The 26,595-nt window shown below is 55.2% G+C and carries 22 protein-coding genes and 1 pseudogene; 11 read left to right on the top strand and 12 right to left on the bottom strand.

Features of this window, described 5'->3' with window-relative positions; all coding sequences use genetic code 11:
- Window positions 1–138: 138 nt before the first annotated feature.
- From glyS to USH94_RS13920, 3 genes are all read right to left on the bottom strand, one after another.
- Window positions 139–2,208, bottom strand: a complete 2,070-nt coding sequence (gene glyS / locus USH94_RS13930; RefSeq protein WP_111964340.1) for a glycine--tRNA ligase subunit beta — start codon at window positions 2,206–2,208, stop codon at window positions 139–141.
- A gap of 9 nt (window positions 2,209–2,217) precedes the next feature.
- A complete protein-coding gene (glyQ, locus tag USH94_RS13925; RefSeq protein WP_003860141.1) occupies window positions 2,218–3,129 on the bottom strand; it encodes a glycine--tRNA ligase subunit alpha in 912 nt (303 codons plus the stop codon).
- 160 nt (window positions 3,130–3,289) lie between these two features.
- Complete coding sequence (locus USH94_RS13920) at window positions 3,290–3,595, bottom strand: YsaB family lipoprotein (protein WP_024909071.1); 306 nt, start codon at window positions 3,593–3,595, stop codon at window positions 3,290–3,292.
- Window positions 3,596–3,777: 182 nt separating this feature from the next.
- On the opposite strand from USH94_RS13920, the gene USH94_RS13915 reads away from it, so the two are divergent.
- Window positions 3,778–4,773: an acyltransferase gene (locus USH94_RS13915; protein WP_111964339.1), complete on the top strand. Its 996-nt coding sequence runs from the start codon at window positions 3,778–3,780 to the stop codon at window positions 4,771–4,773.
- Here the strand turns inward: USH94_RS13915 and USH94_RS13910 are convergent.
- From USH94_RS13910 to xylA, 4 genes are all read right to left on the bottom strand, one after another.
- Entirely contained in the window at window positions 4,766–5,686 is a 921-nt protein-coding gene (locus USH94_RS13910; protein WP_111964338.1) for a GlxA family transcriptional regulator, read from the bottom strand. The genes USH94_RS13915 and USH94_RS13910 overlap by 8 nt on opposite strands.
- The gene (locus USH94_RS13905; RefSeq protein WP_111964337.1) at window positions 5,686–6,225 is read right to left on the bottom strand and encodes a cysteine hydrolase family protein; all 540 of its coding nucleotides are present in this window, start codon (window positions 6,223–6,225) and stop codon (window positions 5,686–5,688) included. Before USH94_RS13905 ends, USH94_RS13910 begins: the two co-directional genes overlap by 1 nt.
- Window positions 6,226–6,328: 103 nt before the next feature.
- Complete coding sequence (gene xylB / locus USH94_RS13900) at window positions 6,329–7,783, bottom strand: xylulokinase (protein WP_111964336.1); 1,455 nt, start codon at window positions 7,781–7,783, stop codon at window positions 6,329–6,331.
- A 61-nt stretch (window positions 7,784–7,844) separates the two neighbouring features.
- Window positions 7,845–9,167 carry a xylose isomerase gene (gene xylA, locus USH94_RS13895; RefSeq protein ID WP_086374966.1) on the bottom strand — a complete coding sequence of 441 codons (1,323 nt, stop codon included), beginning with the start codon at window positions 9,165–9,167 and terminating at the stop codon, window positions 7,845–7,847.
- Between the two features lie 371 nt (window positions 9,168–9,538).
- On the opposite strand from xylA, the gene xylF reads away from it, so the two are divergent.
- The 4 genes from xylF to xylR all read left to right on the top strand — a co-directional run bounded on the left by xylF (window position 9,539) and on the right by xylR (window position 14,516).
- Window positions 9,539–10,531 (top strand): D-xylose ABC transporter substrate-binding protein, encoded by a 993-nt coding sequence (gene xylF / locus USH94_RS13890; RefSeq protein WP_111964335.1) that lies wholly within the window; start codon window positions 9,539–9,541, stop codon window positions 10,529–10,531.
- Between the two features lie 72 nt (window positions 10,532–10,603).
- Window positions 10,604–12,145, top strand: a complete 1,542-nt coding sequence (locus USH94_RS13885) for a xylose ABC transporter ATP-binding protein (RefSeq protein WP_111964334.1) — start codon at window positions 10,604–10,606, stop codon at window positions 12,143–12,145.
- On the top strand, window positions 12,123–13,304 hold the full coding sequence (gene xylH, locus USH94_RS13880; RefSeq protein WP_111964333.1) for a xylose ABC transporter permease XylH: 1,182 nt from the start codon (window positions 12,123–12,125) through the stop codon (window positions 13,302–13,304). The genes USH94_RS13885 and xylH overlap by 23 nt, the downstream gene beginning before the upstream one ends.
- 33 nt (window positions 13,305–13,337) lie before the next feature.
- Window positions 13,338–14,516: a D-xylose utilization transcriptional activator XylR gene (gene xylR, locus USH94_RS13875; RefSeq protein WP_021242460.1), complete on the top strand. Its 1,179-nt coding sequence runs from the start codon at window positions 13,338–13,340 to the stop codon at window positions 14,514–14,516.
- Window positions 14,517–14,555: 39 nt separating this feature from the next.
- On the opposite strand, the gene USH94_RS13870 is transcribed toward xylR, so the two are convergent.
- Window positions 14,556–15,380 carry a protein bax gene (locus tag USH94_RS13870; protein ID WP_111964332.1) on the bottom strand — a complete coding sequence of 275 codons (825 nt, stop codon included), beginning with the start codon at window positions 15,378–15,380 and terminating at the stop codon, window positions 14,556–14,558.
- 314 nt (window positions 15,381–15,694) lie between these two features.
- Between USH94_RS13870 and USH94_RS13865 the strand changes: the two genes are divergently transcribed.
- The 5 genes from USH94_RS13865 to USH94_RS13845 all read left to right on the top strand — a co-directional run bounded on the left by USH94_RS13865 (window position 15,695) and on the right by USH94_RS13845 (window position 22,448).
- Complete coding sequence (locus USH94_RS13865; RefSeq protein ID WP_111964331.1) at window positions 15,695–17,725, top strand: alpha-amylase; 2,031 nt, start codon at window positions 15,695–15,697, stop codon at window positions 17,723–17,725.
- Between the two features lie 183 nt (window positions 17,726–17,908).
- Complete coding sequence (avtA, locus tag USH94_RS13860; protein WP_111964330.1) at window positions 17,909–19,165, top strand: valine--pyruvate transaminase; 1,257 nt, start codon at window positions 17,909–17,911, stop codon at window positions 19,163–19,165.
- Between the two features lie 317 nt (window positions 19,166–19,482).
- Entirely contained in the window at window positions 19,483–19,773 is a 291-nt protein-coding gene (locus USH94_RS13855; protein WP_111964329.1) for a hypothetical protein, read from the top strand.
- A 29-nt stretch (window positions 19,774–19,802) separates the two neighbouring features.
- Window positions 19,803–20,639 (top strand): collagen-like triple helix repeat-containing protein, encoded by an 837-nt coding sequence (locus USH94_RS13850; RefSeq protein WP_240168103.1) that lies wholly within the window; start codon window positions 19,803–19,805, stop codon window positions 20,637–20,639.
- A gap of 90 nt (window positions 20,640–20,729) precedes the next feature.
- Entirely contained in the window at window positions 20,730–22,448 is a 1,719-nt protein-coding gene (locus USH94_RS13845) for a ShlB/FhaC/HecB family hemolysin secretion/activation protein (RefSeq protein ID WP_111964328.1), read from the top strand.
- On the opposite strand, the gene USH94_RS13840 is transcribed toward USH94_RS13845, so the two are convergent.
- From USH94_RS13840 to USH94_RS13830, 3 genes and pseudogenes are all read right to left on the bottom strand, one after another.
- Window positions 22,432–22,887 carry a 4Fe-4S dicluster domain-containing protein gene (locus USH94_RS13840; RefSeq protein WP_111964327.1) on the bottom strand — a complete coding sequence of 152 codons (456 nt, stop codon included), beginning with the start codon at window positions 22,885–22,887 and terminating at the stop codon, window positions 22,432–22,434. The two genes, USH94_RS13845 and USH94_RS13840, sit on opposite strands and share 17 nt — an antisense overlap.
- Window positions 22,888–22,890: 3 nt before the next feature.
- A pseudogene (locus tag USH94_RS22545) lies at window positions 22,891–23,078 on the bottom strand (IclR family transcriptional regulator C-terminal domain-containing protein); the annotation flags it as partial.
- Between the two features lie 85 nt (window positions 23,079–23,163).
- On the bottom strand, window positions 23,164–23,904 hold the full coding sequence (locus USH94_RS13830; protein WP_111964326.1) for a MipA/OmpV family protein: 741 nt from the start codon (window positions 23,902–23,904) through the stop codon (window positions 23,164–23,166).
- A 117-nt stretch (window positions 23,905–24,021) separates the two neighbouring features.
- Between USH94_RS13830 and USH94_RS13825 the strand changes: the two genes are divergently transcribed.
- Window positions 24,022–24,987 carry a LysR family transcriptional regulator gene (locus tag USH94_RS13825; RefSeq protein WP_111964325.1) on the top strand — a complete coding sequence of 322 codons (966 nt, stop codon included), beginning with the start codon at window positions 24,022–24,024 and terminating at the stop codon, window positions 24,985–24,987.
- Here USH94_RS13825 and aldB read toward each other — a convergent pair.
- A complete protein-coding gene (gene aldB / locus USH94_RS13820) occupies window positions 24,984–26,522 on the bottom strand; it encodes an aldehyde dehydrogenase AldB (protein ID WP_111964324.1) in 1,539 nt (512 codons plus the stop codon). The genes USH94_RS13825 and aldB overlap by 4 nt on opposite strands.
- Window positions 26,523–26,595 lie beyond the last annotated feature (73 nt).

Raw genomic sequence — 26,595 nt, 5'->3', positions numbered from 1 at the left:
GGGGGCTCTCCAGCGCGAGAAAGTTAACGTGGATAAGGATAGCGGTAATGTGTTGACGGTTTCAAGGTTAAATTTTCAGCAACACATCATAAAAAAACCCGCCGAAGCGGGTTTTTAGCATTTGTATCAACGGGCACATTACTGCAGCAGCGAAATATCCGCTACGCGCAGGAACAGCTCACGCAGTTTTTCGAGCATAGAGAGACGGTTAATACGCAGCTCTTTATCTTCTACGTTCACCATCACTTTCTCGAAGAAGGCGTCGATCACATCACGCAGTTCGGCCAGCTCCACCAGCGCTTCCTGGTAGCGACCTTCCGCGAAGACCGGCTCGAGCTTGTCGCGCAGCACCACAACCTGCATCGCCAGGGCGATCTCTTCCGGCTCTTTCAGCGTCGCGGCGTTCACACGCTCGTTCAGCGTCTCGTCGGATTTCGCCAGAATGTTGGATACACGCTTGTTGGCCGCCGCCAGAGCAGATGCCGCTTCCAGCGTACGGAAGTGGGAAACCGCCTTCATACGCGCATCGAAATCAGCCGGACGGGTCGGACGACGCGCCAGCACCGCCTGAATGGTGTCGACGGTGTAACCTTCATCCTGATACCAGGCGCGGAAACGACCGAGCATAAAGTCGATCACGTCATCCACCACGTTCGCGTTGGTCAGCTTGTCGCCGTACAGACGCACCGCTTCTTCGGTCAGGGTCTGCAGATCCAGGTTCAGGTTCTTCTCAACGATGATACGCAGCACGCCCAGCGCGGCACGACGCAGCGCAAACGGGTCTTTGTCGCCTTTTGGATGCTGACCGATACCGAAGATACCCGCCAGGGTGTCCATCTTATCGGCGATCGCCACGGCACAGGCAACCGGGTTGGACGGCAGCTCGTCACCCGCAAAGCGCGGCTGATACTGCTCGTTCAGGGCAACAGCCACGTCTTCCGCTTCGCCATCGTGACGCGCGTAGTGCATGCCCATCACGCCCTGGGTGTCGGTAAATTCGAACACCATGTTGGTCATCAGGTCGCATTTAGACAGCAGGCCAGCACGGGTTGCGTGGTTGACGTCCGCACCGATTTCACGGGCAATCCAGCCGGACAGTTCCGCAATACGGTCGGTCTTGTCGCGCAGCGTCCCCAGCTGCTGCTGGAACAGTACGGTCTGCAGGCGCGGCAGGTTATCTTCCAGACGCTTTTTGCGGTCGGTATTGAAGAAGAACTCGGCATCCGCCAGACGCGGACGCACTACTTTTTCGTTACCGGATATAATCTGGCTCGGATCTTTCGATTCGATGTTTGCCACGAAGATAAAGTTTGGTAGCAGCTTGCCGTCGTTGGCATAGACCGGGAAGTACTTCTGGTCACCCTTCATCGTGTACACCAGTGCTTCAGCCGGAACGGCGAGGAATTTCTCTTCGAATTTCGCAGTCAGCACAACCGGCCATTCAACCAGAGAGGTCACTTCTTCCAGCAGGCTGTCGCTCAGGTCGGCGTTACCGCCAATCTTGCGTGCCGCTTCTTCCGCGTCCGCTTTGATTTTGGCTTTACGCTGTTCGTAGTTAGCAATGACCTTACCGCGCTCCAGCAGGATCTGCGGGTACTGGTCGGCATTGTCGATGGTGAACTCTGGCTCGCCCATAAAGCGGTGGCCGCGGATCACGCGATCGGACGCCACGCCCAGAATGGTGGCCGGAATAACGGTGTCGCCCAGCAGCAGGGTCACGGTGTGAACCGGACGCACGAAGTGCACGTCGGACGCGCCCCAGCGCATCAGCTTAGGAATAGGCAGCTTCGCCAGAGACGTGGCAATCATGTCCGGCAGCAGCGCTTCCGCGCTTTCGCCCTTCACGTGCGCACGGTACAGCAGCCACTCGCCTTTATCCGTGGTCAGACGCTCGGCCTGATCGACGGTGATGCCGCAGCCGCGCGCCCAGCCTTCCGCCGCTTTGCTCGGCTTGCCTTCAGCGTCAAACGCCTGGGCAATCGCCGGGCCACGTTTTTCGACTTCGCGATCTGGCTGGGACGCCGCCAGATTTGCCACTTTCAGCGCCAGACGGCGCGGTGCAGCAAACCACTCAATTTTACCGTGCGCCAGGCCAGCGTTATCCAGCTCGGCGGTCACGTTCGCAGCAAAAGATTCAGCCAGGCTGCGCAGGGCTTTTGGTGGCAGCTCTTCGGTGCCGATTTCCACCAGGAAAGTTTTCTCAGACATGGCCGCCTCTTATTTGTTTCGGTTGCACATCGGGAAGCCAAGGGCTTCACGGGACGCATAGTAAGCTTCTGCAACGGCTTTGGTCAGGGTACGAATACGCAGAATGTAGCGCTGACGTTCAGTCACGGAGATGGCTTTGCGGGCATCCAGCAGGTTGAAACTGTGGGCGGCCTTCAGAATACGCTCGTAAGCAGGCAGCGGCAGTGGAGTCTCCAGCGCCAGCAGCTGCTGCGCTTCTTTCTCGTACTGCTCGAAGCAGGTGAACAGGAAGTCCACGTCTGCGTATTCGAAGTTATAGGTGGATTGCTCCACTTCGTTCTGATGGAACACGTCGCCGTAGGTGGTTTTACCCAGCGGGCCGTCGCTCCAGACCAGGTCGTAAACGCTGTCTACGCCCTGAATGTACATCGCCAGACGTTCCAGACCGTAGGTGATTTCACCGGTGATCGGCTTACATTCCAGACCACCCACCTGCTGGAAGTAAGTGAACTGGGTCACTTCCATACCGTTAAGCCACACTTCCCAACCCAGACCCCAGGCACCCAGCGTTGGGTTCTCCCAGTTATCTTCCACGAAACGGATGTCGTGGATGGTTGGATCCATACCCAGCTCTTTCAGCGACCCGAGGTACAGTTCCTGAATGTTGTCGGGTGATGGCTTAATCACCACCTGGAACTGATAGTAATGCTGCAGACGGTTCGGGTTCTCACCGTAACGACCATCGGTCGGACGACGGGAAGGCTGCACATACGCGGTCGCCATTGGCTCTGGCCCCAACGCACGCAGACTGGTCATCGGGTGTGAAGTGCCGGCGCCGACTTCCATGTCCAAAGGTTGAACAATGGTACAGCCCTGACGAGCCCAGTAATCCTGTAAGGTCAGGATCAGGCCCTGGAAGGTCTTGGTATCAAACTTTTGCATAGTATTTCGTGCTGGATACGTGTGGTTTTAAATGGAAGGGACCAGTATACCCGCTGGCTGCAAGATATACAGTACGAAACGGGGTTGTTTAGGGAAAATTGGGAAATAAGCCTTCCGGCCAGAACGCTGACGGCGTCTGGCTGCTGATTATACGAGCAGGCTAGCGCATGGAGAGGTGTAAAAACTGACCGTCCGCATCAAACGAGCAGACAAAGCCCTCTTTGCGCGACGTATGGCCCCGTAGCTCGTAGCTTCCCTGAAAACGCTCGAACCCGGTGACATCAATTTTTTGAACGTCCGAGTTATAGCGCCGAGCGGCCCGATCTTTACAGAGCGCTTCCATATTCAGCGAACGTTCCGGGCTCATTTTACCCTGCTGCGCTTTTTGCACGGGTGCTTCTTGCGGCGCACTGCATCCCGCCAGGATCAACAGCAGAAAGAGTGACGCCACACGCTTCATCATCATTTTTATTACCGTCCTGGTCAGCGGCTGTTATTTTTAGTATCAACACTTTTATAGATTAAGGACTGCCATTCTGCGAATCTCGCGGTCTCCCGGCAAGCCTGCGCATAAAACTCAGAATTTTCCAAACGAAGACTTTTGGACAATGGGAGTCACACTCAATTTACAGGGAATACGAGGAACTGATGCCGTCAAAAATTAACTGGATTGATAACCTGCGAGGAATAGCGTGTCTGATGGTGGTCATGATCCACACAACGACCTGGTACGTTACGAATGCCCACAGCATCAGCCCCGTTAACTGGGATATCGCCAATATTCTCAACTCTGCGTCACGCGTCAGCGTGCCGCTGTTCTTTATGATTTCCGGCTTTCTCTTTTTTGGCGAGCGCAGCGCGCAGCCAAGGCACTTCATCCGCATCGCGGCCTGCCTGGGGTTTTACAGCGCCGTTGCCCTGCTCTATATCACCCTGTTTACCTCAATAAACGCCGGACTATCGCTGAAATACGTGCTGCAAAAACCGGTGTTCTACCACCTGTGGTTCTTCTTCGCCATTATCGTTATCTATCTGGTCTCCCCGCTCATTCAGGTGAAAAACGTCAGCGGGAAAATGCTTCTGGCCCTGATGGTGGTCATTGGCATTGTCGCCAACCCTAATACGGTCTCGCAGAAAATCGACGGCGTTGAGTGGCTGCCGGTGAACCTCTATATCAACGGCGATACCTTTTACTACGTGCTTTACGGCATGCTGGGGCGCGCCATCGGGATGATGGAGACGCAAAAACGCGGTCTGAGCTGGCTCTGCGGGGCGCTGTTTATCGCTGGCGTGGCGGTGATTTCACGCGGGACGCTGCATGAGCTGCAGTGGCGCGGTAATTTTGCCGATACCTGGTATCTCTACTGCGGGCCGATGGTCTTTATCTGTGCCGTATCGCTGCTCACGCTCGTTAAAAACACCCTGAATGCGCGTCCCCTTCCCGTACTGAGCGTCATTTCACGACACTCTCTCGGGATTTACGGTTTTCACGCGCTGGTTATCCACGCGCTTAGGACAAGAGGCGTTGAGCTAAAAAGCTGGCCGGTGCTGGATATCATCTGGATTTTTGCCGCTACGCTGGCGATCAGCCTGCTGCTGTCGATGCTGCTGCAAAAAATAGACGTTCGCCGCTTCGTCAGTTAACGCTGCGCTGCCGGGCACGATGGTACTGGCGCGGGGAGGAAAACCCTGCCGCCAGCGAAGCCTGCTCCACGCCGCGCCCCTGCAATAGCCACTGCTCCGCCGCCGCCAGACGCAGCTGCTCCAGATAATCGCGAACGCTAATGCCTAAATGAGTCTGGAAAAGCCGGGTAAGATGGCGCGGGCTGACGTGCGCCAGCGCGGCGATATCAGGCAAGCTCCACGCTTTTTGCGGCTCGGCGGTGAGCGCATCCTGCGCTCGATGGATCGCCGGATGAAGATGATTGCGATAGCGTAGCCACGGGGATAGCTGGGGATCGTCACCGGAACGGCGGAACCAGACCACCATCTCGCGCGCCACACTCAGCGCCTTTTCGGGGCCGCACAGGCGGTTAATCATATGCAGCGCCAGATCGATGCCAGACGTGATGCCTGCGCTGGTCCAGATGTTCTCATCCTGCACAAAGATGCGGTTTTCTTTAATCATCGCCGTGGGAGCCGCAGTGCGTAAACGGCCGATAACGTCATGGTGGGTTGTACACTGACGGTTGTTCAACAGGCCCGATTTCGCCGCCAGTAGAGCGCCTGAACAGACGCACATTACCATGATATCCCGGTGCAAAATGACCGGCTGCAGGCGCATCAGCCAGTGCTGTATCTGTAACGCCTGTGGCGTCGAAAACTGAGAGCGGGAGTCACTCACGCCGGGCAATACCAGCAGACTTCCCTCTGGAAGACGCTCCGGCAATGGCTGAATACCGTTCATCGTCAGGCCAATCGACGTCGTAACCTCCGGTTGCGGGCCAATGTAATGCAGACGAAACGCGTCGCCAGCCAGCACAAAGGTCTCCGCCGGGCCCGTCATATCTAATGACAGGACTCCAGGTAACATGACGAACCAGACGTCGATGGGCATTACAGTGACTCCAGCGTCTCCGCTACCGTTTTAATTTCGGCAAAACGCCCGGACAGTACCGTTTCGGTACGGTGGCGAATTTCCGCTGCGCTAAGGGTTATCCCTTTGTACGTCATGGGAAACGTCAGCGTCGCCTCGCTTACAAAGGTCACAGCATAACCCAGATCGGATGCCACCCGGGCGGTGGTTTCACAGCATTGTTCAGTGCGAATGCCGCAGATAATCAGCTGGTTGATATCACGCTCGCGCAGCCAGCGGTCAAGCCCGGTATCCGTGAAGGCATTATGGACGTGTTTCTGAAAAACCACATCCGGCTGATGACGTAAAAAGGCCATCGGTTTGACATAGCCGCTTTCCAGGGTGAAAGGACCGTCTTCATCCACATGAAAAATATCAACGACCGGGATATTGCGTGCCTGGCAGCCATCAATCAGCCCCAGAATCGCCTGCTGAAAGGCAGGGATCTCGCTTTCCTGCCAGTAATTGCGGTGATGGAAGGACTGCTGAGTATCAATATTGATGAGTGCAATACGTGACATGATGGATCTCCTCGCCAGTGGGTGTGACACCATACTGGCAAGGAAAGGAAGGCACGAACAGACCAAAAAAGGACATCCTCGTGCCTCTCCCGGACAAGCGTATTTACGACATTAGCGGCAGCAGCTGCTGGTAGATTTTACGGAATACCGCGCGCCTTTCCGCGTACCGCGCATGGTTTACCGCGTTCGGGAAATGCGCCTGCTCAAGGGTAAGCTGCGGCAGCAGTTGTGAAAGCGGTTTTTCCGGGTTCACAGCAATCTGCGCCAGACGCGCGGCGCCGAGCGCGGGGCCAACATCCCCTCCCGTGCGGAAATCCAGCTGCAACCCGCTGATATCCGACAGCATTTGTCGCCAGTAAGGGCTTCGCGCACCTCCTCCAATCAGGGTGACGCTCGTCGGTTTCAGGCCGCAGTCGTGCACCACGTCCATCCCGTCGGCCAGCGCATAGCCCACCCCTTCCAGAACTGCACGCGCCAGTTCTGCCGGACCATGCTGATGGGTTAAGCCAAAAAACACCCCTTTCGCTTCCGGGTTGTTGTGCGGCGTACGTTCGCCGGAAAGATACGGTAAAAACCAGACGGTACCGGCATTTTCATCCGCCTGCTGTGCTGCGGCAATCAACGCAGGAACATCAGCCATCCCGGTCAATTTCGCCGCCCAGTCCAGGCAGGACGCAGCGCTCAGCATCACCGACATCAAATGCCATTTCCCAGGAAGCGCATGACAGAAACTGTGCACCGCGCTTTCGGGATTGCTGCGATAGCCGTCACTGACGGCAAAATAGACGCCAGACGTTCCCAGCGACAGCATCGCCTGACCCGCCTCAACCATGCCGACGCCCACGGCACCCGCGGCATTGTCACCGCCCCCGGCAACCACCGGTACGGCAGGCATATTCCAGCGTTCCGCAACGTACGGCAGCAACGTGCCTGTTACCTCGCTACCTTCGAACAGCGCGGGCATGTGTTCCCGGGTTAGATGGCAAGCATCCAGCATCGCCTCGCTCCAGTCGCGTTTCGCCACGTCGAGCCACATCGTGCCTGCGGCATCGGACATGTCGGAAGCAAAATCGCCCGTCATACGAAAGCGCAGATAGTCTTTCGGCAGCAGAACTTTCGCCACCTGACGGAAAATCTCCGGCTCGTGTCGCTGCACCCACAGCAGTTTGGGCGCCGTAAAGCCGGGCATCATCAGGTTGCCGGTAATTTCACGAGACGTGGGTACATGCGCCTCAAGAAGCGCGCACTCTTCCGCACAGCGGCCATCGTTCCAGAGAATGGCGGGTCGCAACACGCGATGCTCGCTGTCCAGCAGCGTAGCGCCGTGCATTTGCCCGGCAATCCCCAGCGCTTTAACGTCGCGCAGGCTATGCTGCTCGCCTAAAGCTTTGATTGCACGATCCGTTGCCTGCCACCACTGCTCCGGGTCCTGTTCCGACCACAGCGGATGCGGACGTGAAACCTGCAGCTTTTCTGTCTGCGTTGCTAACACCTCGCCCTGCTCGCTTAACAGGATGGCTTTCACACCCGATGTGCCCAGATCGATCCCGATATACATTGCGGTGACTCCTTTGACAGAAATGCCCGGTGGCGCTTCCGCGTACCGGGCCTGGATGCTGTTATTTATCGAACAGGTAGTGATTAACCAGATTTTCCAGCAGTTCCTGGTGCCCGCTCTGGTGCTGCGGCGCCAGCTGATGTTGTTCAGCGTACTTCGCGATGTCCGCAAGCGATAACTGCCCTTTCAATATTTGCTGGCCCAGTTCACTGTTCCAGCCGCTGTAACGCTTCGCCACGCGTTTATCCAGCTCGCCGTCTTCAATCATACGTGCCGCCACTTTCAGCGCCAGCGCCATGGTGTCCATCGCGCCAATGTGGCCGTAGAACAGATCGTATTTGTCGGTGCTCTGGCGACGCACTTTGGCGTCAAAGTTCAGGCCGCCGGTAGTGAAACCACCCGCTTTGATGATTTCGTACATCACCAGCGCGTTCTCTTCCACGCTGTTCGGGAACTGATCGGTGTCCCAGCCCAGCTGCGCATCGCCACGGTTCGCATCGACCGAGCCGAAGATGCCCAGCGCAATCGCAGACGCGATCTCGTGGTGGAAAGAGTGGCCCGCCAGCGTGGCGTGGTTGGCCTCAATGTTCACTTTGATCTCTTTTTCCAGACCGAACTGCTTCAGGAAGCCATACACCGTCGCCACGTCGTAGTCATACTGATGCTTCGTTGGTTCCTGCGGCTTCGGCTCAATCAACAGCGTGCCGCGGAAGCCAATTTTGTGCTTGTGGTCGACAACCATCTGCATAAAGCGGCCAATCTGCTCGCGCTCCTGACGCAGATCGGTGTTGAGCAGGGTTTCATAGCCTTCACGTCCGCCCCACAGGACATAGTTTTCGCCGCCCAACTGATGCGTGGCGTTCATTGCCGTCACCACCTGCGTGGCCGCCCAGCTAAACACTTCCGGATCCGGGTTGGTTGCCGCACCCGCGCCGTAGCGTGGGTTAGTGAAGCAGTTTGCCGTGCCCCAGAGCAGCTTTACGCCGCTTTGCTGCTGTTTTGCTGCCAGTACATCCACCATCTGTGCAAAGTTGTTCAGATACTCTTTCAGCGATGCGCCTTCCGGCGACACGTCGACGTCATGGAAGCAGTAGTACGGCACGTTCAGCTTGTGGAAGAACTCAAACGCAACGTCGGCTTTGCGCTTTGCCAGTTCGATGGCCTCACCCGGCTGCTGCCATGGGCGATCAAAGGAGCCCACGCCGAACATATCGGCGCCATTCCAGCAGAAGGTATGCCAGTAACAGGCGGCAAAGCGCAGATGATCTTCCATGCGCTTACCCAGCACCAGCTCATCCGGGTTGTAGTGACGAAATGCTAAAGGATTGGTCGTTTTCGGGCCTTCGTAACGAACACGATCGAGTTGGTCGAAATAAGCTTGCATATTGAGCTCCATAATCAGGGTATGCGGCGAGTCGTTGATACAGGAGTAATAGTGAATAGACATTTTGGGTTGCTCAATTACGTTATTTCACACTGCTATTGAGAGAATGCACAACTGTGCGCTGGCTCGCAAAATAATGCGCAGACAAACTATTTTTCGGCGCATATTCCAGAATCAAATGTAATTAAGACGTTACGTATTTTAAAATCCGATCGCGGTCATAAATTCAGAAATAAACCAAATATCATAATGCGAAGATAAAAATCTGTAATTGCCAGCCCGCCTTTCCGCGTTAAAAATTTGCTGCGTCCCAGCAGTGAATGTTTCTTTTATCTCAGCAACATATACCCCTACAAAAAGGCCTAATAATTATGAAGATAAAGAACCTGACTCTAACGCTCTGCACTACGCTCCTCCTTGCAAGCTTTGCAGGACATGCCAAAGAGGTCAAAATTGGCATGGCGATTGACGACCTGCGCCTGGAGCGCTGGCAAAAAGATCGCGATATTTTTGTTAAAAAAGCAGAATCCCTCGGCGCCAGCGTGTTTGTTCAGTCGGCTAACGGCAACGAAGAAACACAAATGTCGCAGATTGAGAATATGATTAACCGTGGCGTCGATGTGCTGGTCATTATCCCCTATAACGGCCAGGTATTAAGTAACGTGGTGAAAGAAGCCAAACAGGAAGGCATTAAAGTCCTGGCCTATGACCGCATGATTAATAATGCGGACATTGATTATTATATTTCGTTCGACAATGAAAAAGTCGGGGAATTACAGGCGCAAAGCCTGATCGACAAAGTGCCTCAGGGCAATTATTTCCTGATGGGCGGCTCTCCGGTGGATAACAACGCCAAGCTGTTCCGCGAAGGGCAAATGAAAGTCCTTAAGCCGTACATCGACAACGGGAAAATTAAAGTGGTCGGCGATCAGTGGGCCGACGGCTGGCTGCCAGAAAACGCGCTGAAGATTATGGAAAACGCGCTGACGGCCAACAACAACAAAATTGATGCGGTTGTGGCCTCCAACGATGCCACCGCAGGCGGTGCTATCCAGGCCCTGAGTGCACAGGGGCTGGCCGGTAAAGTCGCCATTTCAGGACAGGATGCCGATCTGGCTGGCGTAAAACGCATCATCGCAGGCACCCAAACCATGACGGTCTACAAACCGATTACCGAGCTTGCCAATACGGCGGCGGAAATCGCCGTGGAACTGGGTAATGGCAAGCAACCTAAAGCAGACGCAACGCTGAATAACGGGCTGAAAGACGTTCCGGCTCGCCTGCTCACCCCTATTGAAGTCAATAAAGAGAACATTGACGCCACCGTCATTAAAGACGGCTTCCACAAGAAGAGCGAACTGTAATCCGGCGCGGCCCCTGCTCTGCGGGGGCGCATCACGTTGTACTGTTCTTCCCTCGGGTTATGTGGAGCAGTTATGCCTTATTTACTTGAAATGAAAAGCATCACCAAGCGCTTCGGCACGGTGAAAGCCGTCGATAACGTCAGCCTCCGGTTGAACCCCGGCGAAGTAGTTTCGCTGTGTGGCGAGAACGGCTCAGGCAAGTCGACGCTGATGAAAGTGCTGTGCGGGATCTACCCGCACGGCAGCTATGAAGGCGAAATCATCTTTGCCGGTGAAGTTATCCAGGCGACTCACATTCGTGATACCGAACGTAAAGGCATCGCCATCATCCACCAGGAGCTGGCGCTGGTGAAGCATCTCACCGTGCTGGAGAACATTTTCCTTGGGGCCGAAATTTCCCGCCACGGCGTGCTGGATTACGACACCATGACGCTCCGCTGTGAAAAGCTGCTGGCGCAGGTGAGCCTCAGCATTTCACCAGATACCCGCGTGGGTGACCTGGGCCTTGGGCAACAGCAGTTGGTCGAAATAGCGAAAGCGCTCAATAAGCAGGTCAGGCTGCTGATCCTCGATGAGCCTACAGCCTCGCTCACCGAACAGGAAACCGCGGTTCTGCTCAATATCATCCGCGATCTGCAAAACCACGGCATCGCCTGCATCTACATTTCACATAAGCTGAACGAGGTTAAAGCCATTTCGGACACCATCTGCGTGATCCGCGACGGGCAGCACATCGGCACGCGTGAAGCCGCCGGGATGAGCGAAGATGACATCATCACCATGATGGTAGGGCGCGAGCTGACGGCGCTCTACCCGAATGAACCTCATACCAAAGGAGATGAAGTGCTGCGCGTGGAAAACCTGACCGCGTGGCACCCCGTTAACCGCCACATCAGGCGCGTCAATAACGTCTCGTTTTCTCTGCACAGCGGCGAAATTCTCGGTATTGCCGGGTTAGTCGGTGCCGGGCGCACGGAGGCCGTACAGTGTCTGTTTGGCGTGTGGCCGGGGCGCTGGGAGGGCACGATTTATATCGACGGCCAGCCGGTGAAAATCGACAACTGCCAGCAGGCGATCGCCCGCGGCATTGCAATGGTGCCGGAAGACCGCAAAAAAGACGGCATCGTGCCGGTCATGGCGGTAGGGAAAAACATTACGCTTGCGGCGCTCGATCGCTTCTCCGGTGCTCTGAGCAGCCTGGACGATGCCGCAGAGCAGCAGTGCATCCTCCAGTCACTCGCCCGTCTGAAGGTCAAAACATCCTCTCCGGAACTGGCGATTGGTCGCCTGAGCGGCGGCAACCAGCAAAAAGCCATTCTGGCGCGCTGCCTGCTGCTTAATCCACGCATATTAATCCTTGATGAACCGACGCGCGGGATTGATATCGGTGCCAAATATGAAATCTACAAACTGATTAATCAGCTTGTACAGCAAGGGATTGCCGTCATTGTCATTTCGTCTGAGTTACCCGAAGTGCTCGGCCTGAGCGACCGCGTGTTGGTCATGCATGAGGGGAAACTGAAAGCCAACCTGATTAACCAGAACCTGACGCAGGAGCAGGTGATGGAAGCCGCTTTAAGGAGCGAACGTCATGTCGAAAAGCAATCCGTCTGATATCAAAGTCGCCGTTCCGACGCCCGGTGCGTTCGCAGGGCTAAAAGCGCTGAACCTGCAGGTCTTCGTGATGATTGCGGCCATTATCGTCATCATGCTGTTCTTTACCTGGATGACCGATGGCTCGTACTTAAGCGCGCGAAACGTCTCCAACCTGCTTCGCCAGACCGCCATCACCGGCATCCTGGCCGTGGGCATGGTGTTCGTGATTATCTCCGCGGAGATCGATCTGTCGGTCGGGTCGATGATGGGACTTCTCGGCGGCGTGGCGGCGATTTTTGACGTATGGCTCGGCTGGCCGCTACCGCTGACCGTGGCGGTCACGCTGGTGCTGGGTCTGGTTCTGGGGGCCTGGAACGGCTGGTGGGTAGCCTATCGTAAAGTGCCGTCGTTCATTGTCACCCTGGCAGGGATGCTGGCCTTCCGCGGGATCTTAATCGGCATCACTAACGGCACCACCGTCTCCCCGACCAGTGCAGCCATGTCGCAGATTGGCCAGAGTTACCTCTCAGATAGCGTGGGCTTTTCCATCGGCGTGGTGGGATTGCTGGCCTTTGTCGCGTGGCAGTGGCGTGGACGCATGCGCCGTCAGGCGCTGGGGCTCGCTTCTCCGGCGTCAACCTCGGTGGTGGGGCGTCAGGCGCTCACGGCGGTCATTGTGCTGGGCGCCATCTGGCTTTTAAACGACTATCGCGGTGTCCCGACACCCGTCCTGCTGCTGGCACTTTTACTGTTGGGCGGTATGTTTATGGCGACGCGCACCGCGTTTGGCCGCCGTATTTATGCCATTGGCGGCAACCTTGAGGCTGCTCGGCTTTCGGGTATTAACGTCGAACGCACCAAACTCGCGGTCTTCGCCATTAACGGCCTGATGGTCGCTATCGCCGGGCTGATCCTCAGCTCAAGACTGGGCGCCGGCTCTCCCTCCGCCGGTAACATCGCCGAGCTGGATGCTATCGCCGCCTGCGTCATTGGCGGTACCAGCCTCGCAGGGGGTATCGGTAGCGTGGCGGGCGCGGTCATGGGGGCATTTATTATGGCGTCGTTGGATAACGGGATGAGTATGATGGACGTCCCGACGTTTTGGCAGTATATCGTCAAGGGGGCAATTCTTTTACTGGCAGTCTGGATGGATTCGGCCACCAAGCGACGGGCCTGATAACGGTATTGTGACTTAATTAGGAAGTGAGCCATGTTTGAAAAGCGTCACCGCATTACGTTGTTATTCAATGCCAACAAAGCCTACGACCGTCAGGTGGTGGAAGGCGTGGGTGAATATTTGCAGGCGTCGCAATCCGAATGGGATATTTTTATTGAAGAAGATTTCCGCACCCGTCTGGAGAACATCAAAGACTGGCTGGGCGATGGCGTTATCGCCGACTATGACGATCCCGTCATCGAACAGCTGCTGACCGACGTCGACGTGCCGATCGTGGGCGTCGGCGGCTCCTACCATTCGCCCGAACACTATCCTCCGGTTCACTATATTGCCACCGATAACCATGCCCTGGTCGAGGCCGCGTTTCTCCATTTAAAAGAGAAAGGCGTCCACCGCTTTGCGTTTTACGGCCTACCCGCCACCAGCGGCAAGCGCTGGGCCGTTGAGCGTGAACACGCGTTTTGCCAGCTGGTCGCGCAGGAGAAGTATCGCGGCGTGGTCTATCAGGGGCTGGAAACCGCGCCGGAAAACTGGCAGCACGCGCAAAACCGCCTCGCTGACTGGCTGCAAACGCTGCCACCACAAACCGGTATCATTGCCGTGACGGACGCGCGTGCGCGCCACGTGCTGCAGGTCTGCGAACACTTACATATTCCGGTGCCCGAAAAGCTGTGCGTGATTGGCATTGATAATGAAGAACTGACCCGCTATCTGTCCCGCGTGGCGCTTTCCTCCGTTGCTCAGGGCACGCGTCAGATGGGCTATCAGGCGGCGAAGCTGCTGCATCGCCTGCTCGATAAAGAATCACTGCCACTTCAGCGCCTGCTGGTGCCTCCTGTTCGCGTCGTAGAACGTCGTTCAACCGATTATCGCTCCTTAAGCGACCCGGCCGTTATTCAGGCCATGCACTATATTCGCAACCACGCCTGCAAAGGGATTAAGGTCGATCAGGTGCTGGATTCGGTGGGTATTTCGCGTTCGAATCTGGAGAAGCGTTTTAAAGAAGAGGTGGGCGAAACTATTCATGCCGTCATCCATGCTGAAAAGCTGGAGAAAGCACGCAGCCTGCTCATCTCCACATCGCTGTCGATCAACGAAATCTCGCAGATGTGCGGTTACCCGTCGCTGCAATATTTTTATTCGGTGTTTCGCAAAGAGTATGACACCACGCCGAAAGAGTATCGGGATCGCCACAGCGAGGTGCTGATCTAGAAAAGAAAACGCCTTCCCGTGGAAGGCGTTTTTTTGAGATTACATATGGGCGGCGATTAAGCGCTGGTTATCCTGGTACATAGCAAACAGATAGTTGTTATAGCTCTGTCCCTTCGTCGAATACCCTTTCAGCTTGTGGATCATCGTACTGGCCGTCACTTCCTGGTCCGCTTTACGCAGCTGAGCGCGTGATTTCCGGAACGATGAGTAGGCCGGGTGCGTGTTTAGATTCACCACGTAGGCGCTAACGGAATCTTTCACGGATTCAAACTGCGAATAGCCTTTCACCTTGCCCGGCGCATTTGTACAACGGCCTTTCACGCATTTCATGCCGAAAAGGTTGTTGTTGCTACGTGCAAGCTTAGAAGTCCCCCAGCCGCTTTCGGCTGCAGCCATGGTCGCAACCATACTGCCTGGGATGATATCCACACGCTCAAGGAGAGCGTTCCACGGCACACGACGCGTGTTACCGTTCCAGCTCAGCTTGTAGCGCTTCGTGATATCCTTCAGACGCGCGCGCTCGGATGGCGACCAGCGGCTATCGTACTGTTTGGAAATCAGCCAGTTACGATCCGCAGTAATCGCGGCATTTTGACTCGTGATGTAAGGCATTACCGTCCGGAGAAACGCTTTTTTCCTTGGTGTTCCGGAAGGGTATTTTCGCAAATCAGGAAGTGAACTACTCTTTGCACTATTGCGAGAATACTCTTGTTTACTGCTAACCTTACTACTTGTCGTCTTTATTACGTGGGCTTTCTTACTCGTTGTATCCGTGTGCGTCTTCGCAAGCACCTCACCCGAAAATGCCGTGGTGAGTAACATGAGTATCGCAGCCCCATATCGTCGAATGGGAGTCGATATCATTAGGTCTCCTGGTCGGATGTAATCATCCTAACACCTTATTTTTTTCACAAATTTGAGATCGGAATCTCAAATCATATCAAAAATAGACTTCAAGAGCACGTATAGAAATAGTCCAATTCCGAAACTATGTCACCTGAAACTTGCTCATAAAAACATCATTCCACAAAAACTGTGTGCGCTATCGCAGATAACTGCCTAATTTTGCGCGAGATCACTCATCCTCACGCATCCTCCTGGCGGAAAGCGACAGGGGATGAGTTTTTGCCCCTTGTCTGATGGCACACTGGTCAAAAATGCCGCGACAGGAAAAAGGAATGAAACGTACCGCATTAGCCTTTCTGATGTTACCCGCACTGGCGCATGCCGACTGGTCATCGCCAGGGTTTAGCGCATTTAGCGCCGAAGGCACCGGGGTCTTCACCAGCCAGGCAAAGCTTGCGAAGGGTACGCGTCCTCTTACGCTGAGTTTTGACAAGACGTGCTGGCAGCCTACAGGCGCGATAAAACTCAATGAGATGCTGTCGCTCAAGCCCTGTGACGGCACGCCGCCGCAGTGGCGCCTTTTCCGCGACGGTGAATACCAGATGCGGATTGATACCCGCTCCGGCACGCCCACCCTGCTGCTGACGATTCTGAGCGCCGCAGAACAGCCGGTTGCAAACGTCATCCGTCAGTGTCCGAAGTGGGACGGTAAGCCGCTGACGCTGGACGTCAGCCATACCTTCCCGGAAGGCTCCGTCGTGCGCGACTACTACAGTAAACAGACGGCGACGGTGCAGAATGGAAACATCACTCTGCAGCCAGCCGTCAACAGTAACGGCCTGCTGCTGCTTGAGCGCGCCGAAACCGACAAGCCTGCGCCGTTTAGCTGGCAAAATGCCACCGTCTATTTTGTGCTGACCGACCGCTATGCGAATGGTGACCCGGGTAACGACAACAGCTACGGTCGCCATAAAGACGGCATGCAGGAGATTGGCACCTTCCACGGTGGTGACCTCAAGGGACTCGCCGGCAAGCTCGACTACCTGCAGCAGCTGGGAGTGAACGCGCTCTGGATAAGCTCCCCGCTTGAGCAGATCCACGGCTGGGTCGGCGGTGGCACCAAAGGAGATTTTCCTCACTACGCCTATCACGGCTACTACACCCAGGACTGGACAAAACTCGACGCCAACATGGGCACCGAAGATGATTTACGCCATCTTGTCGACGAAGCGCACAAGCGCGGGATCCGCATTCTGTTCGATATCGTTATGAACCACGCTGGCTATGCCACGCTTGCAGACATGCAGGAGTATCAGTTTGGAGCCCTGTACCTGCAGGGGGACGAGCTGAAAAAGACGCTGGGAGAACGCTCGACGGACTGGAAGCCGGGCGCGGGACAAAGCTGGCATAGCTTCAACGACTACATCAAATTCAGCGACAAGGCCGCATGGGAAAAATGGTGGGGTAAGAAATGGATCCGTACCGACATCGGTGATTACGATAATCCCGGCTTCGACGATTTAACGATGTCGCTGGCGTTCTTGCCCGACCTGAAAACGGAATCCACCGTCCCTTCCGGGTTACCCAATTTCTATCAACACAAGCCCGATACCCACGCGAAAGCTATTCCGGGCTATACCCCGCGCGACTACCTGACCCACTGGCTCAGCCAGTGGGTGCGTGACTACGGCATCGACGGTTTCCGGGTGGATACCGCAAAACACGTTGAGCTTGCGGCCTGGCAACAGCTGAAAGACCAGGCAAGCCAGGCGCTGGCTGCCTGGAAAGGCGCTCACCCGGATAAAAAGCTCGATAATGCACCGTTCTGGATGACCGGGGAATCCTGGGGCCACGGCGTCATGCAGAGCGATTATTACCGCCATGGTTTTGACGCGATGATTAACTTTGATTATCAGGAGCAGGCGGCAAAAGCGGTGGATTGTCTGGCCGATATGGATCTCACCTGGCAGCAGATGGCGGAGAAGCTGCAAAGCTTCAACGTGCTGAGCTATCTCTCATCCCACGATACGCGCCTGTTCCGCGAAGGGGGCCCGCGCGCGGCGGAGCTGCTTCTGCTCGCACCGGGCAGCGTGCAAATCTATTACGGGGATGAGTCCGAGCGCCCATTCGGGCCGACAGGCTCCGACCCGCTGCAGGGCACCCGCTCGGATATGAACTGGCAGGACGTCACGGGCAAGCAGGCCTTAACCGTCGCCCACTGGCAAACGCTGGGTCAGTTCCGCGCCCGCCACCCGGCGATTGGTGAAGGCAAACAAACCACGCTGTCGCTGAAAGAGGGGTATGGCTTCGTACGTGAACATGATGGCGATAAGGTGATGGTCGTCTGGGCGGGGAATCAGTAGATCATACCCCTCACCCTAACCCTCTCCCCATGGGGAGAGGGGAGGAGCTCCAGAACTATTCACTACACAAATCCACTCCCGCCCTATAAAACTACAAATCCGACCACACCACCCGATTTGCACCAACACGGTGCTAGCGTTATGGTTACCCACTTTCAAAATAAGCTCGACAGATCACCTGCTATGACGTTTTCACTTTTCGGCGACAAATTTACCCGCCATTCAGGCATTACTCGCCTGATGGAGGACCTCAACGACGGGCTGCGCACACCGGGCGCAATCATGCTCGGCGGCGGAAACCCGGCTCAAATTCCGGAGATGACGACCTATTTCCAGACGCTGCTCGCTCAGATGCTGGAAAGCGGCAAAGCAACCGATGCGCTTTGCAATTACGACGGCCCGCAGGGTAAAACCGAACTGCTGGCACTCCTCGCCGAAATGCTGCGTGACGAGCTGGGCTGGGATATCGAACCACAGAATATTGCACTAACAAACGGCAGCCAGAGCGCATTTTTCTACTTGTTTAACCTGTTCGCAGGGCGTCGCGCCGACGGCACCACCAAAAAAGTGCTGTTCCCGCTGGCGCCGGAGTATATCGGCTATGCCGATTCCGGCCTGGAAGAGGATCTGTTCGTCTCCGCGCGCCCGAACATCGAGCTGCTGCCGGAAGGCCAGTTCAAATATCACGTCGATTTTGAACACCTGCATATTGGTGAAGAGACGGGCATGATCTGCGTATCGCGCCCGACTAACCCAACGGGCAATGTGATCACCGATGACGAACTGATGAAGCTGGATGCACTGGCAAATCAGCACGGCATTCCGCTGGTAATCGATAACGCCTACGGCGTACCGTTCCCGGGCATTATCTTCAGCGAAGCACGTCCGCTGTGGAACCCGAACATTGTCCTGTGCATGAGCCTCTCTAAGCTGGGCCTGCCGGGCAGCCGCTGCGGCATCATCATCGCCAATGAGAAAATCATCACCGCCATTACCAATATGAACGGTATTATCAGCCTTTCACCGGGCGGCATTGGCCCGGCGATGATGTGCGAGATGATCAAACGCAAGGATCTGCTGCGTCTGTCGAATGACGTGATTAAGCCTTTCTATTACCAGCGAGTTCAGGAAACAATCGCGACAATTCGCCGCTATTTGCCGGAAGAACGCTGCCTGATCCACAAGCCTGAAGGAGCGATTTTCCTGTGGCTGTGGTTTAAGGATTTGCCTATCACTACCGAACTGCTCTACCAGCGCCTTAAAAAGCGCGGCGTGCTGATGGTTCCGGGCGATTATTTCTTCCCGGGACTGGATAAGCCATGGCCGCATACCCATCAGTGCATGCGCATGAACTACGTCCCCGACCCGGAAAAAATCGAAGCGGGGGTTAAAATTCTCGCCGAAGAAATCGAAAAAGCCTGGCTCGAAGGCAATTGTTAAATAATTAGGCTCTTCAAATGAAGAGCCTTATTTTTCCGTGATCTGAATCTTACAATAAGGATATATCCTGTAGCGTTTCATTTATCATCCCCATTGAGTTTTCTTAGGAATATTCCTTTAATTTACGCCCGCTAACTACTCTCTCAATAATTAAGCACCGATTAAACACCCTAACTTATTGTTATTTTAAATAACCACCTACACCGAAGAAAAATACCTTCTTCAGCCACTTTCATGCATATTTAAAAATACTGCATATACTCACTAATACGCCGCTCGGCGTTCTTTTGCGTGGAGTATTCATATGCTACCTAATAATGTTAGTCGCATCAGCGCTATTGCTGTTGCGGTACTGCTCGCGTTCTCTCTTTCTGCCTGTAGTGGAAGCGGTGGCGGATCTCACTCAACAGCCAAAAATAACCCTGCAACGGGAAGCAGCAGCGGCTCAGATGATGGAAGTGGCACAACCGCGAGCAATGGCGGTTCGGGCAGCAACGGATCGGGCACCGGAACGGGTTCAGGTACCGGGACAGGCGCTGGTGGCGGAACGGGTTCTGGTTCAGGCTCAGGCTCAGGGGGCAGTGGAGGAACAACTACCGCAGGCGTAAATACGATACTGGGTGATGCTGGTGAAACCGTGACCAGCGTCGGATCCACTGTGGATGGCCTCGGAAGCCAGCTTCCAACAAATAATCCCGTCACGTCAACCGTTTCAACCACCGTCAGCGGTGTTGGCAGTGCCGTGTCCACCGTGGGGACAGGCGTTACGACTGGCGTTGGCGATCCAAACAACCCGAACGGTGTGGGTACAACGGTTAAAGGCGTGACCACGTCGGTCACCTCCCTCGGCAATACCGTTTCAACGGTAGGCACGGGTCTGGCGAGTTCCACTTCCGGAACACCGGTCAGCGGCGTAACCGGCCTGACGGGCAGCGTGGTAAACAGTACCGGGCAACTGGTCAGTAACACCGGCACGGGTCTCACCAACACGGTAAGCAGCCCCGCAGTCACTCAGGTAACAACCGATACCACGACCCTGGCTAACAAGACGCTGGGCGGAGTACAAGGCGTGACGCAAACCGTAGGCACCACAACGGGTCTCGGCACACCGGTCAACGGTCTGCTGACTCAGGTGGGTGGCACCGTCAGCGGCGTGGGGACCAACATTAGCAGCAGCAATAGCGGGCTTAGCGGTGTCGGTCAGGTCGTTCAAAATGTCGGCCAGACGGTCACGGATAGCGGTACGCTAGTGAAACCCACATCAACCACCGGAGGCAGCGGCTCAGGATCTCTGACGGCCGATGCCAATGTAACAGCCACAAACAATAGCCTGAGCACAACAGTCAATACCACCCTCAATACGCTGACTGCGGGTGTAACGGCCAATGCAGGCACAACCCAAAACACATCTACGACAAACCCGATTAACGGGCTCAACACGTTAACCTCGAGTCTACTGACACCAAAACAGTAATCCTTTTATTGCCTGTCTGCGCCCCTGGTTCAGGGGCGCTTTATTCAGCGACACTTACCCCAACCGGGGATGACGAACAGGGATTGCGCGATGAAACACCACTTCCTTTTTTCGCTGACGGGGCTGGTTGTGCTGAGCATGGCCCGCGCCGATACTCTGCCCTCTATTATTAACCCCGATAACCCGGCGCAAGTTTCTCGTAACGTTGCCCCCGAACAGACTGAAGCCGTTCAACAACCGAACGTCAAAATAGAAAAACCGAAGTCAACGCTGACGCCTGAAACGCCCATTACCATTAATCACATTCAGTTTATTGGCGGCACGCGTTATCCCTTGAAGGAATTACTTCAGCCCTTCAGGCCTTACGCCGGAAAAACCGTGCCGCTAAAAACGCTCACGGGGCTGATAAACGATATTACGGAACGCTATAAGGCCGACGGTTTTCCACTCTCCTATGCCTGGCTGCCCGATAATAATTTCCAGCAGGGCAATATTAAAATTGTTCTGGTTGAAGGCTATGTCGCTCATAGCGACATCACCAGTAATAACCCGCACATCGCCGAACGTCTTAAACGTTTGTCCGAAAAAATCATGGCGGAAAAACCGCTGTCTCAGGATACGTTCGATCGCTACAGCCAGCTGATGACGCGCACCCCGAACGTTCCGGTTACGGCTAACGCGCAGCTGCCAACCAATATCTATGGCGCGGCGGCGATGCAAATCACCGGCAACCAGGAGCGGAGCTGGAATATCGCCTCGACGATTGATACCCGTAAAGGGCAAGATTTAATGATGCTGAACGGCACGCTCAGCAACATGACAAGCTATGGCGATCAGCTTGGCGTGGCCACGCTTGTGCCGTTAGATAGCAACACGCGAAAAAACTATGTCGGGCTCAACTGGCAGCAGTTTTTAAACGATGAAGGGCTGACGATGCAGCTCAAAGGCAGCTATTACCATGAAGAGCCGCGAGATTTTTCTCCCCTGCTCTCTTTGCCGAATAATATCAGCGTCGATTCGAAGCAAAAAACAACGCAATACAACGGCGGCGTGACGTTTGGCTATCCCCTGCTGCTGACGCAAAAATCACAAATTAATCTGACCAGCGGTTTTGATTACACCGACCGCCAGGATGATTACGCTCTGCAGGCCAGACTGCAGGGCAAAACCTATAGCCTTGACTCCGTCAACCAGCACGCGCGTTATCCCGCCCTGGAAGTCGGCATCAACGGTGCACATCAATTCACAACCGCCAGCATCAGCGGCCGACTCAACGTTCGTCAGGGGATTGATGCGATGGGTGCCGATATCGTCTCGGCCCCCAGGCCCGATATTAATTTTACGCTCACGAAAAGCTATCTGGACGCAGCCTGGCTGTTTGCCGATAAATGGCGGCTATCAACGTCCTGGGAGGGGGACTGGTCAAACAACACGTTGCCAGAACCCGAACGCGTTAGTTTCGGAGCCCAGCGGTTTGGCCGAGGATATCAGGACAGTGAAGCAAGCGGTGACTACGGCTACGGCGGGCAGGTAGAACTGCGCTATATGCAGATGCGAAAAGAGAGCACCTGGCTTGCCACTATCCAGCCCTACATCCTGGCCGATACCGCGCAAACCTGGTTTAACACCTCCGGCTTGCCTCATCAGCGGCTCGGGTCAGTGGCGGCCGGCGTGATGGTAGGCGATACCCGCCACTATAGCATCACGGTTGAGGCGGCAAGACCCGTCGGGGATGTTCCGACAGACAGTCGCAACAGAGACTGGCGCTACAGCCTGACGTTTACGTGGAATTTCAATAAAATGCAGTAAGCTTTTCAGCCCGAATACTGGCAGGATCAACGCAGCGCAGCGCGTGGGTTGGACAGGCCTCCACGCAGGCCGGTCCGCCTTCGCGCTGCACACATAAATCACATTTCAGCGCTTGTGGCCTGTTTCCCTCCAGCCGTACCTGCATCGCCCCAAACGGACAGGCGACCATGCAGCTTTTACAGCCAATACAGCGCGTCTGCTCAACAAGCCAGGCGCCTGCCGTACGTCTGATGGCATGGGTTGGGCAGACATTGGCACAGGGGGCGTCCTCGCACTGATGGCAACCCACAGCCGTAGTGTAGGCGTCCCCCTTCACCACCCGCAGGCGAGAGGTAAAAGCCTCTGCGGTGAAGTCATCCTGATGCGCGACCGCACAGGCCGCTTCACAGGTGCGGCACCCGATGCATTTTTCCGCATCAGCCATGATAAATCGGTTCATCTGTTACGCCTCTCGTACGTTAAAACCCAGCTCTTTTGAGATCGCATACGGAACGCGGCCGTGGATATCAAACACCAGCTCATCATACATGGCGCTCAGTTCAGTGATGGTGTTCCGCGTCAAAGGTTGGATCTCAACGCCATGTAGATCTTGCCCATTGCGGAGCAGTAGAGAGGCATATGCTGGCCGATTCAGATCCCGGATATGCAGCAGGAACTGCTCGACAGGCACGATCGTAGGCCGGGTAAGGCGAACCTGCCCCCCGGCTTTACCGCATCAGAAACGCCAGGTCAGGCCGGTCATTAGCGCGAAGCTGTCATCGCGGTCGATCATCGGGCTGTTCTTCACGTCGTCAGGCAACACGGTGTAAATCGCGCTGGCGTTGAGGTACAGATTCTGGGTTAACTGATATTTAGCCGCGAGGCCAACGTATGGCGTCCAACTGTCGCCAGCGGTGTATTGATCCAGTCCGGAGCGGCGAGACTCGCTGCCGGATACGCCGTAGTAGTAGTCGTTATAGCTTTCGTCGCTATAGAAAACACCAACAGTAGGTGTCAGGGTCAGGCGCTCCATTTTGATCGGACGGAAGTACGATACCTCGCCCACCACGCCGCCGCTTTCATCCATCGCATCGCCAGAAACGGCCACTTTCAGCGACCCCCAGCTTTCGTGGCGGTAGTACGCCCCGCCGAGGAATGCAGATGCTTTACGCTCATCAAGCTGCTTCATCTGATGGTCGTCGTTGTCATCAGGATCGAAATGCAGTGGCATCCAGGTTGCGGTCAGGCTGAGTTCATTTTTTGCGTCTTTCCACAGGATCCATCCACCCGTGGTCTGGCGAACATAAAAGCGATCGCCTTCGTAGCTAATTAACGGTACTGCGGTAGTATTTTCGTTATAGCCTCTGTAAGGAGACTCATTAAATACAGCCCCCGCTCCAAGTGAAAAATCACCAGCCATGGCAGACGTTGATGCAAATAACGTGGCAGCGATGAGTAAATTGTATTTAATAGTCATTCTATGTAATCCATTTAAATGCCAAACAAGCGAGGCGCATAATAATGGTTACAAAATTGCCAATGCAACGCTGCGGTTTATATAATATTATATATAAAATCATATAGATGGGTGTGCATGATGAGTACATTACAGCTAAAGCCACGCGAATTAAAAATTATCTCCGTCATTGCAGCCACCCACAGCATTGGTGATGCCGCCGCCCTGCTGGGCATGGCGCAGGCCAACGTCAGTAAATATCTGTCTGATTTTGAAACGCGGGTTGGACTCAAGGTTTTTGAGCGCACCACGCGCCAGCTTGCCCTGACCCAGTTTGGTGAAGCGTTGCTCCCTTACGTTAATGCAACACTGGATAAGAACAGCCAGCTTGTGAATTTCATTGCGGATTATAAGCACGAAAAGCGCGGAAAAGTGACGATCTATGCCCCAACCGGCATCGTGACCTACCTGGCGCGACACGTGATCCATCAGATAGAAGACATCGGTGACATTCGCATCTCTTTGAAAACCTACAACCTGGACCGGAATGAATTTTCAGAAGGCGTTTCCTTTCCGGATGACTGCGACATTTTAATTACTTATGCGCAGCCAAAAGACGAAAGTCTGGTTGCCAGCGTTCTGACACAATATTCCGTTACGGCCTTCGCAACCGTGGAATATTTAAATAAACACCCGTTAACGGGACCGGAAGATTTAATTAATCACTCCTGTATTCTCATTGATTCCATGCTGGTTGATGATGCCAACATCTGGCGTTTCCGAGTGCATGGCAGTGATGACGTGCATGACTACCGGGTGACCGGTAATTATATTTGCGACAATACGCAGACGGCTCTGGAGCTGGCAAGAAATAATCTTGGGATTGTTTTTGCACCAAAAGAAAGTCTGAAAAAAGAATTAACGCAGGGGATGCTGGTCCCCTGCTTCCCGCATCAGGAAGAGTGGTGGCTCGATCTGACGGCCATCTTCCGCAAACGCGAATACCAGCCCTGGCGCGTGCAATACGTACTGGATGGGGTTCTGAACTGCCTGCGCCAGCAAATTGCTCAGGCCGTGCATGGACGGCCTGAGCTGGGTGATTAGAACAGCCCCAACGGCTTATCGGAGTAGCTGACCAGCAAACATTTCGTCTGCTGATAATGCTCCAGCATCATCTTGTGGGTTTCACGCCCGATGCCCGATTGCTTATAACCGCCAAATGCCGCGTGCGCAGGATAGGCGTGGTAGCAGTTGGTCCATACGCGCCCGGCCTGAATGCCTCTGCCCATTTTATAGGCCAGATTACCGTTGCGGCTCCAGACGCCTGCTCCCAGGCCATACGGCGTGTCGTTGGCAATCTCCAGCGCCTCCTCCATCGTTTTGAAGGTGGTCACGGCCAGTACCGGTCCGAAAATTTCTTCCTGGAAGACGCGCATGTTGTTTTGACCGAACAGGATCGTCGGCTCCAGATAATACCCGTCCTGCAGATCCCCACCGAGTACCTTACGACGCCCGCCGGTGAGAATATCCGCCCCCTCTTTCTTGCCGATATCAATGTAGTTGAGGATAGTTTCCAGCTGTCCATGCGAGACCTGCGCCCCCATCTGCGTGGCGTTATCAAGCGGGTTACCGCTGCGGATAGACTCAACGCGCCGAATCGCCCGCTCCATAAAGCGCTCGTAGATGGACTCTTGTACCAGCGCACGGCTTGGGCAAGTGCAGACTTCGCCCTGGTTAAACGCAAACAGCGCAAACCCTTCCAGGGCTTTATCGAAGAAGGCATCCTCTTCCTCCATTACGTCTGCGAAGAAGATGTTCGGGGATTTCCCGCCCAGCTCGAGGGTCACCGGGATAATGTTCTGCGTGGCGTACTGCATGATCTGCTGGCCCACCTCCGTCGACCCGGTAAACGCCACTTTGGCGATCCGTTTTGAGGTAGCCAGATATTCCCCTATCTCCCCGCCCGCGCCGTTAACCACGTTAATCACGCCCGGCGGCAAAAGATCGCCAACGATTTCCATCAGCAGCAGCACCGAGAGAGGGGTCAGACGCGCCGGTTTCAGCACAATGCAGTTTCCCGCCGCCAGCGCGGGCGCCATTTTCCAGCTCGCCATCAGCAGCGGGAAGTTCCACGGAATGATTTGCCCGACGACGCCCAGCGGTTCGTGGAAGTGATACGCCACGGTATCGCTGTCAACTTCGCTGATCCCGCCCTCCTGAGCGCGAATGCAGGAAGCAAAATAGCGGAAGTGGTCAATGGCCAGCGGCACGTCTGCCGCCATCGTTTCCCGTATCGGCTTGCCGTTATCCCAGGTTTCAGCCGTCGCCAGCAGCTCCAGATTCTGCTCCATCCGGTCGGCGATTTTGAACAGGATCGCCGCCCGGTCCTGCACGGAGGTGTGAGCCCATTTTTCTTTCGCTTTGTGTGCCGCATCCAGCGCCAGGTCGATATCACGCTTGCCGGAGCTGGCAATTTCGCACAGCGGCTGGCCGGTAACGGGAGTCAGGTTGGAATAGTATTCGCCGTCGACGGGAGCGACCCAGTCGCCGCCAATAAAGTTGTCATAACGAGGCTTCAGCTTGAGTGGAAAACCATACTCGCCGGGCTGGATACGCGATGAGGGAGGATTGTTTGTCATGTCCGTCTCCTTGCTGTTGGTGTACAACAAGGGTAGTTCCGGCTGGCGATTTTCTCGCCAACCGGTAACGGTG

Origin of the sequence: Enterobacter sp. 148H3 (assembly GCF_034107425.1) — a bacterium.
GTDB lineage: Bacteria > Pseudomonadota > Gammaproteobacteria > Enterobacterales > Enterobacteriaceae > Enterobacter > Enterobacter vonholyi.
The sequence above is the reverse complement of the archived record's forward strand: the minus strand, read 5'-3'. Positions and strand labels throughout refer to the sequence as shown.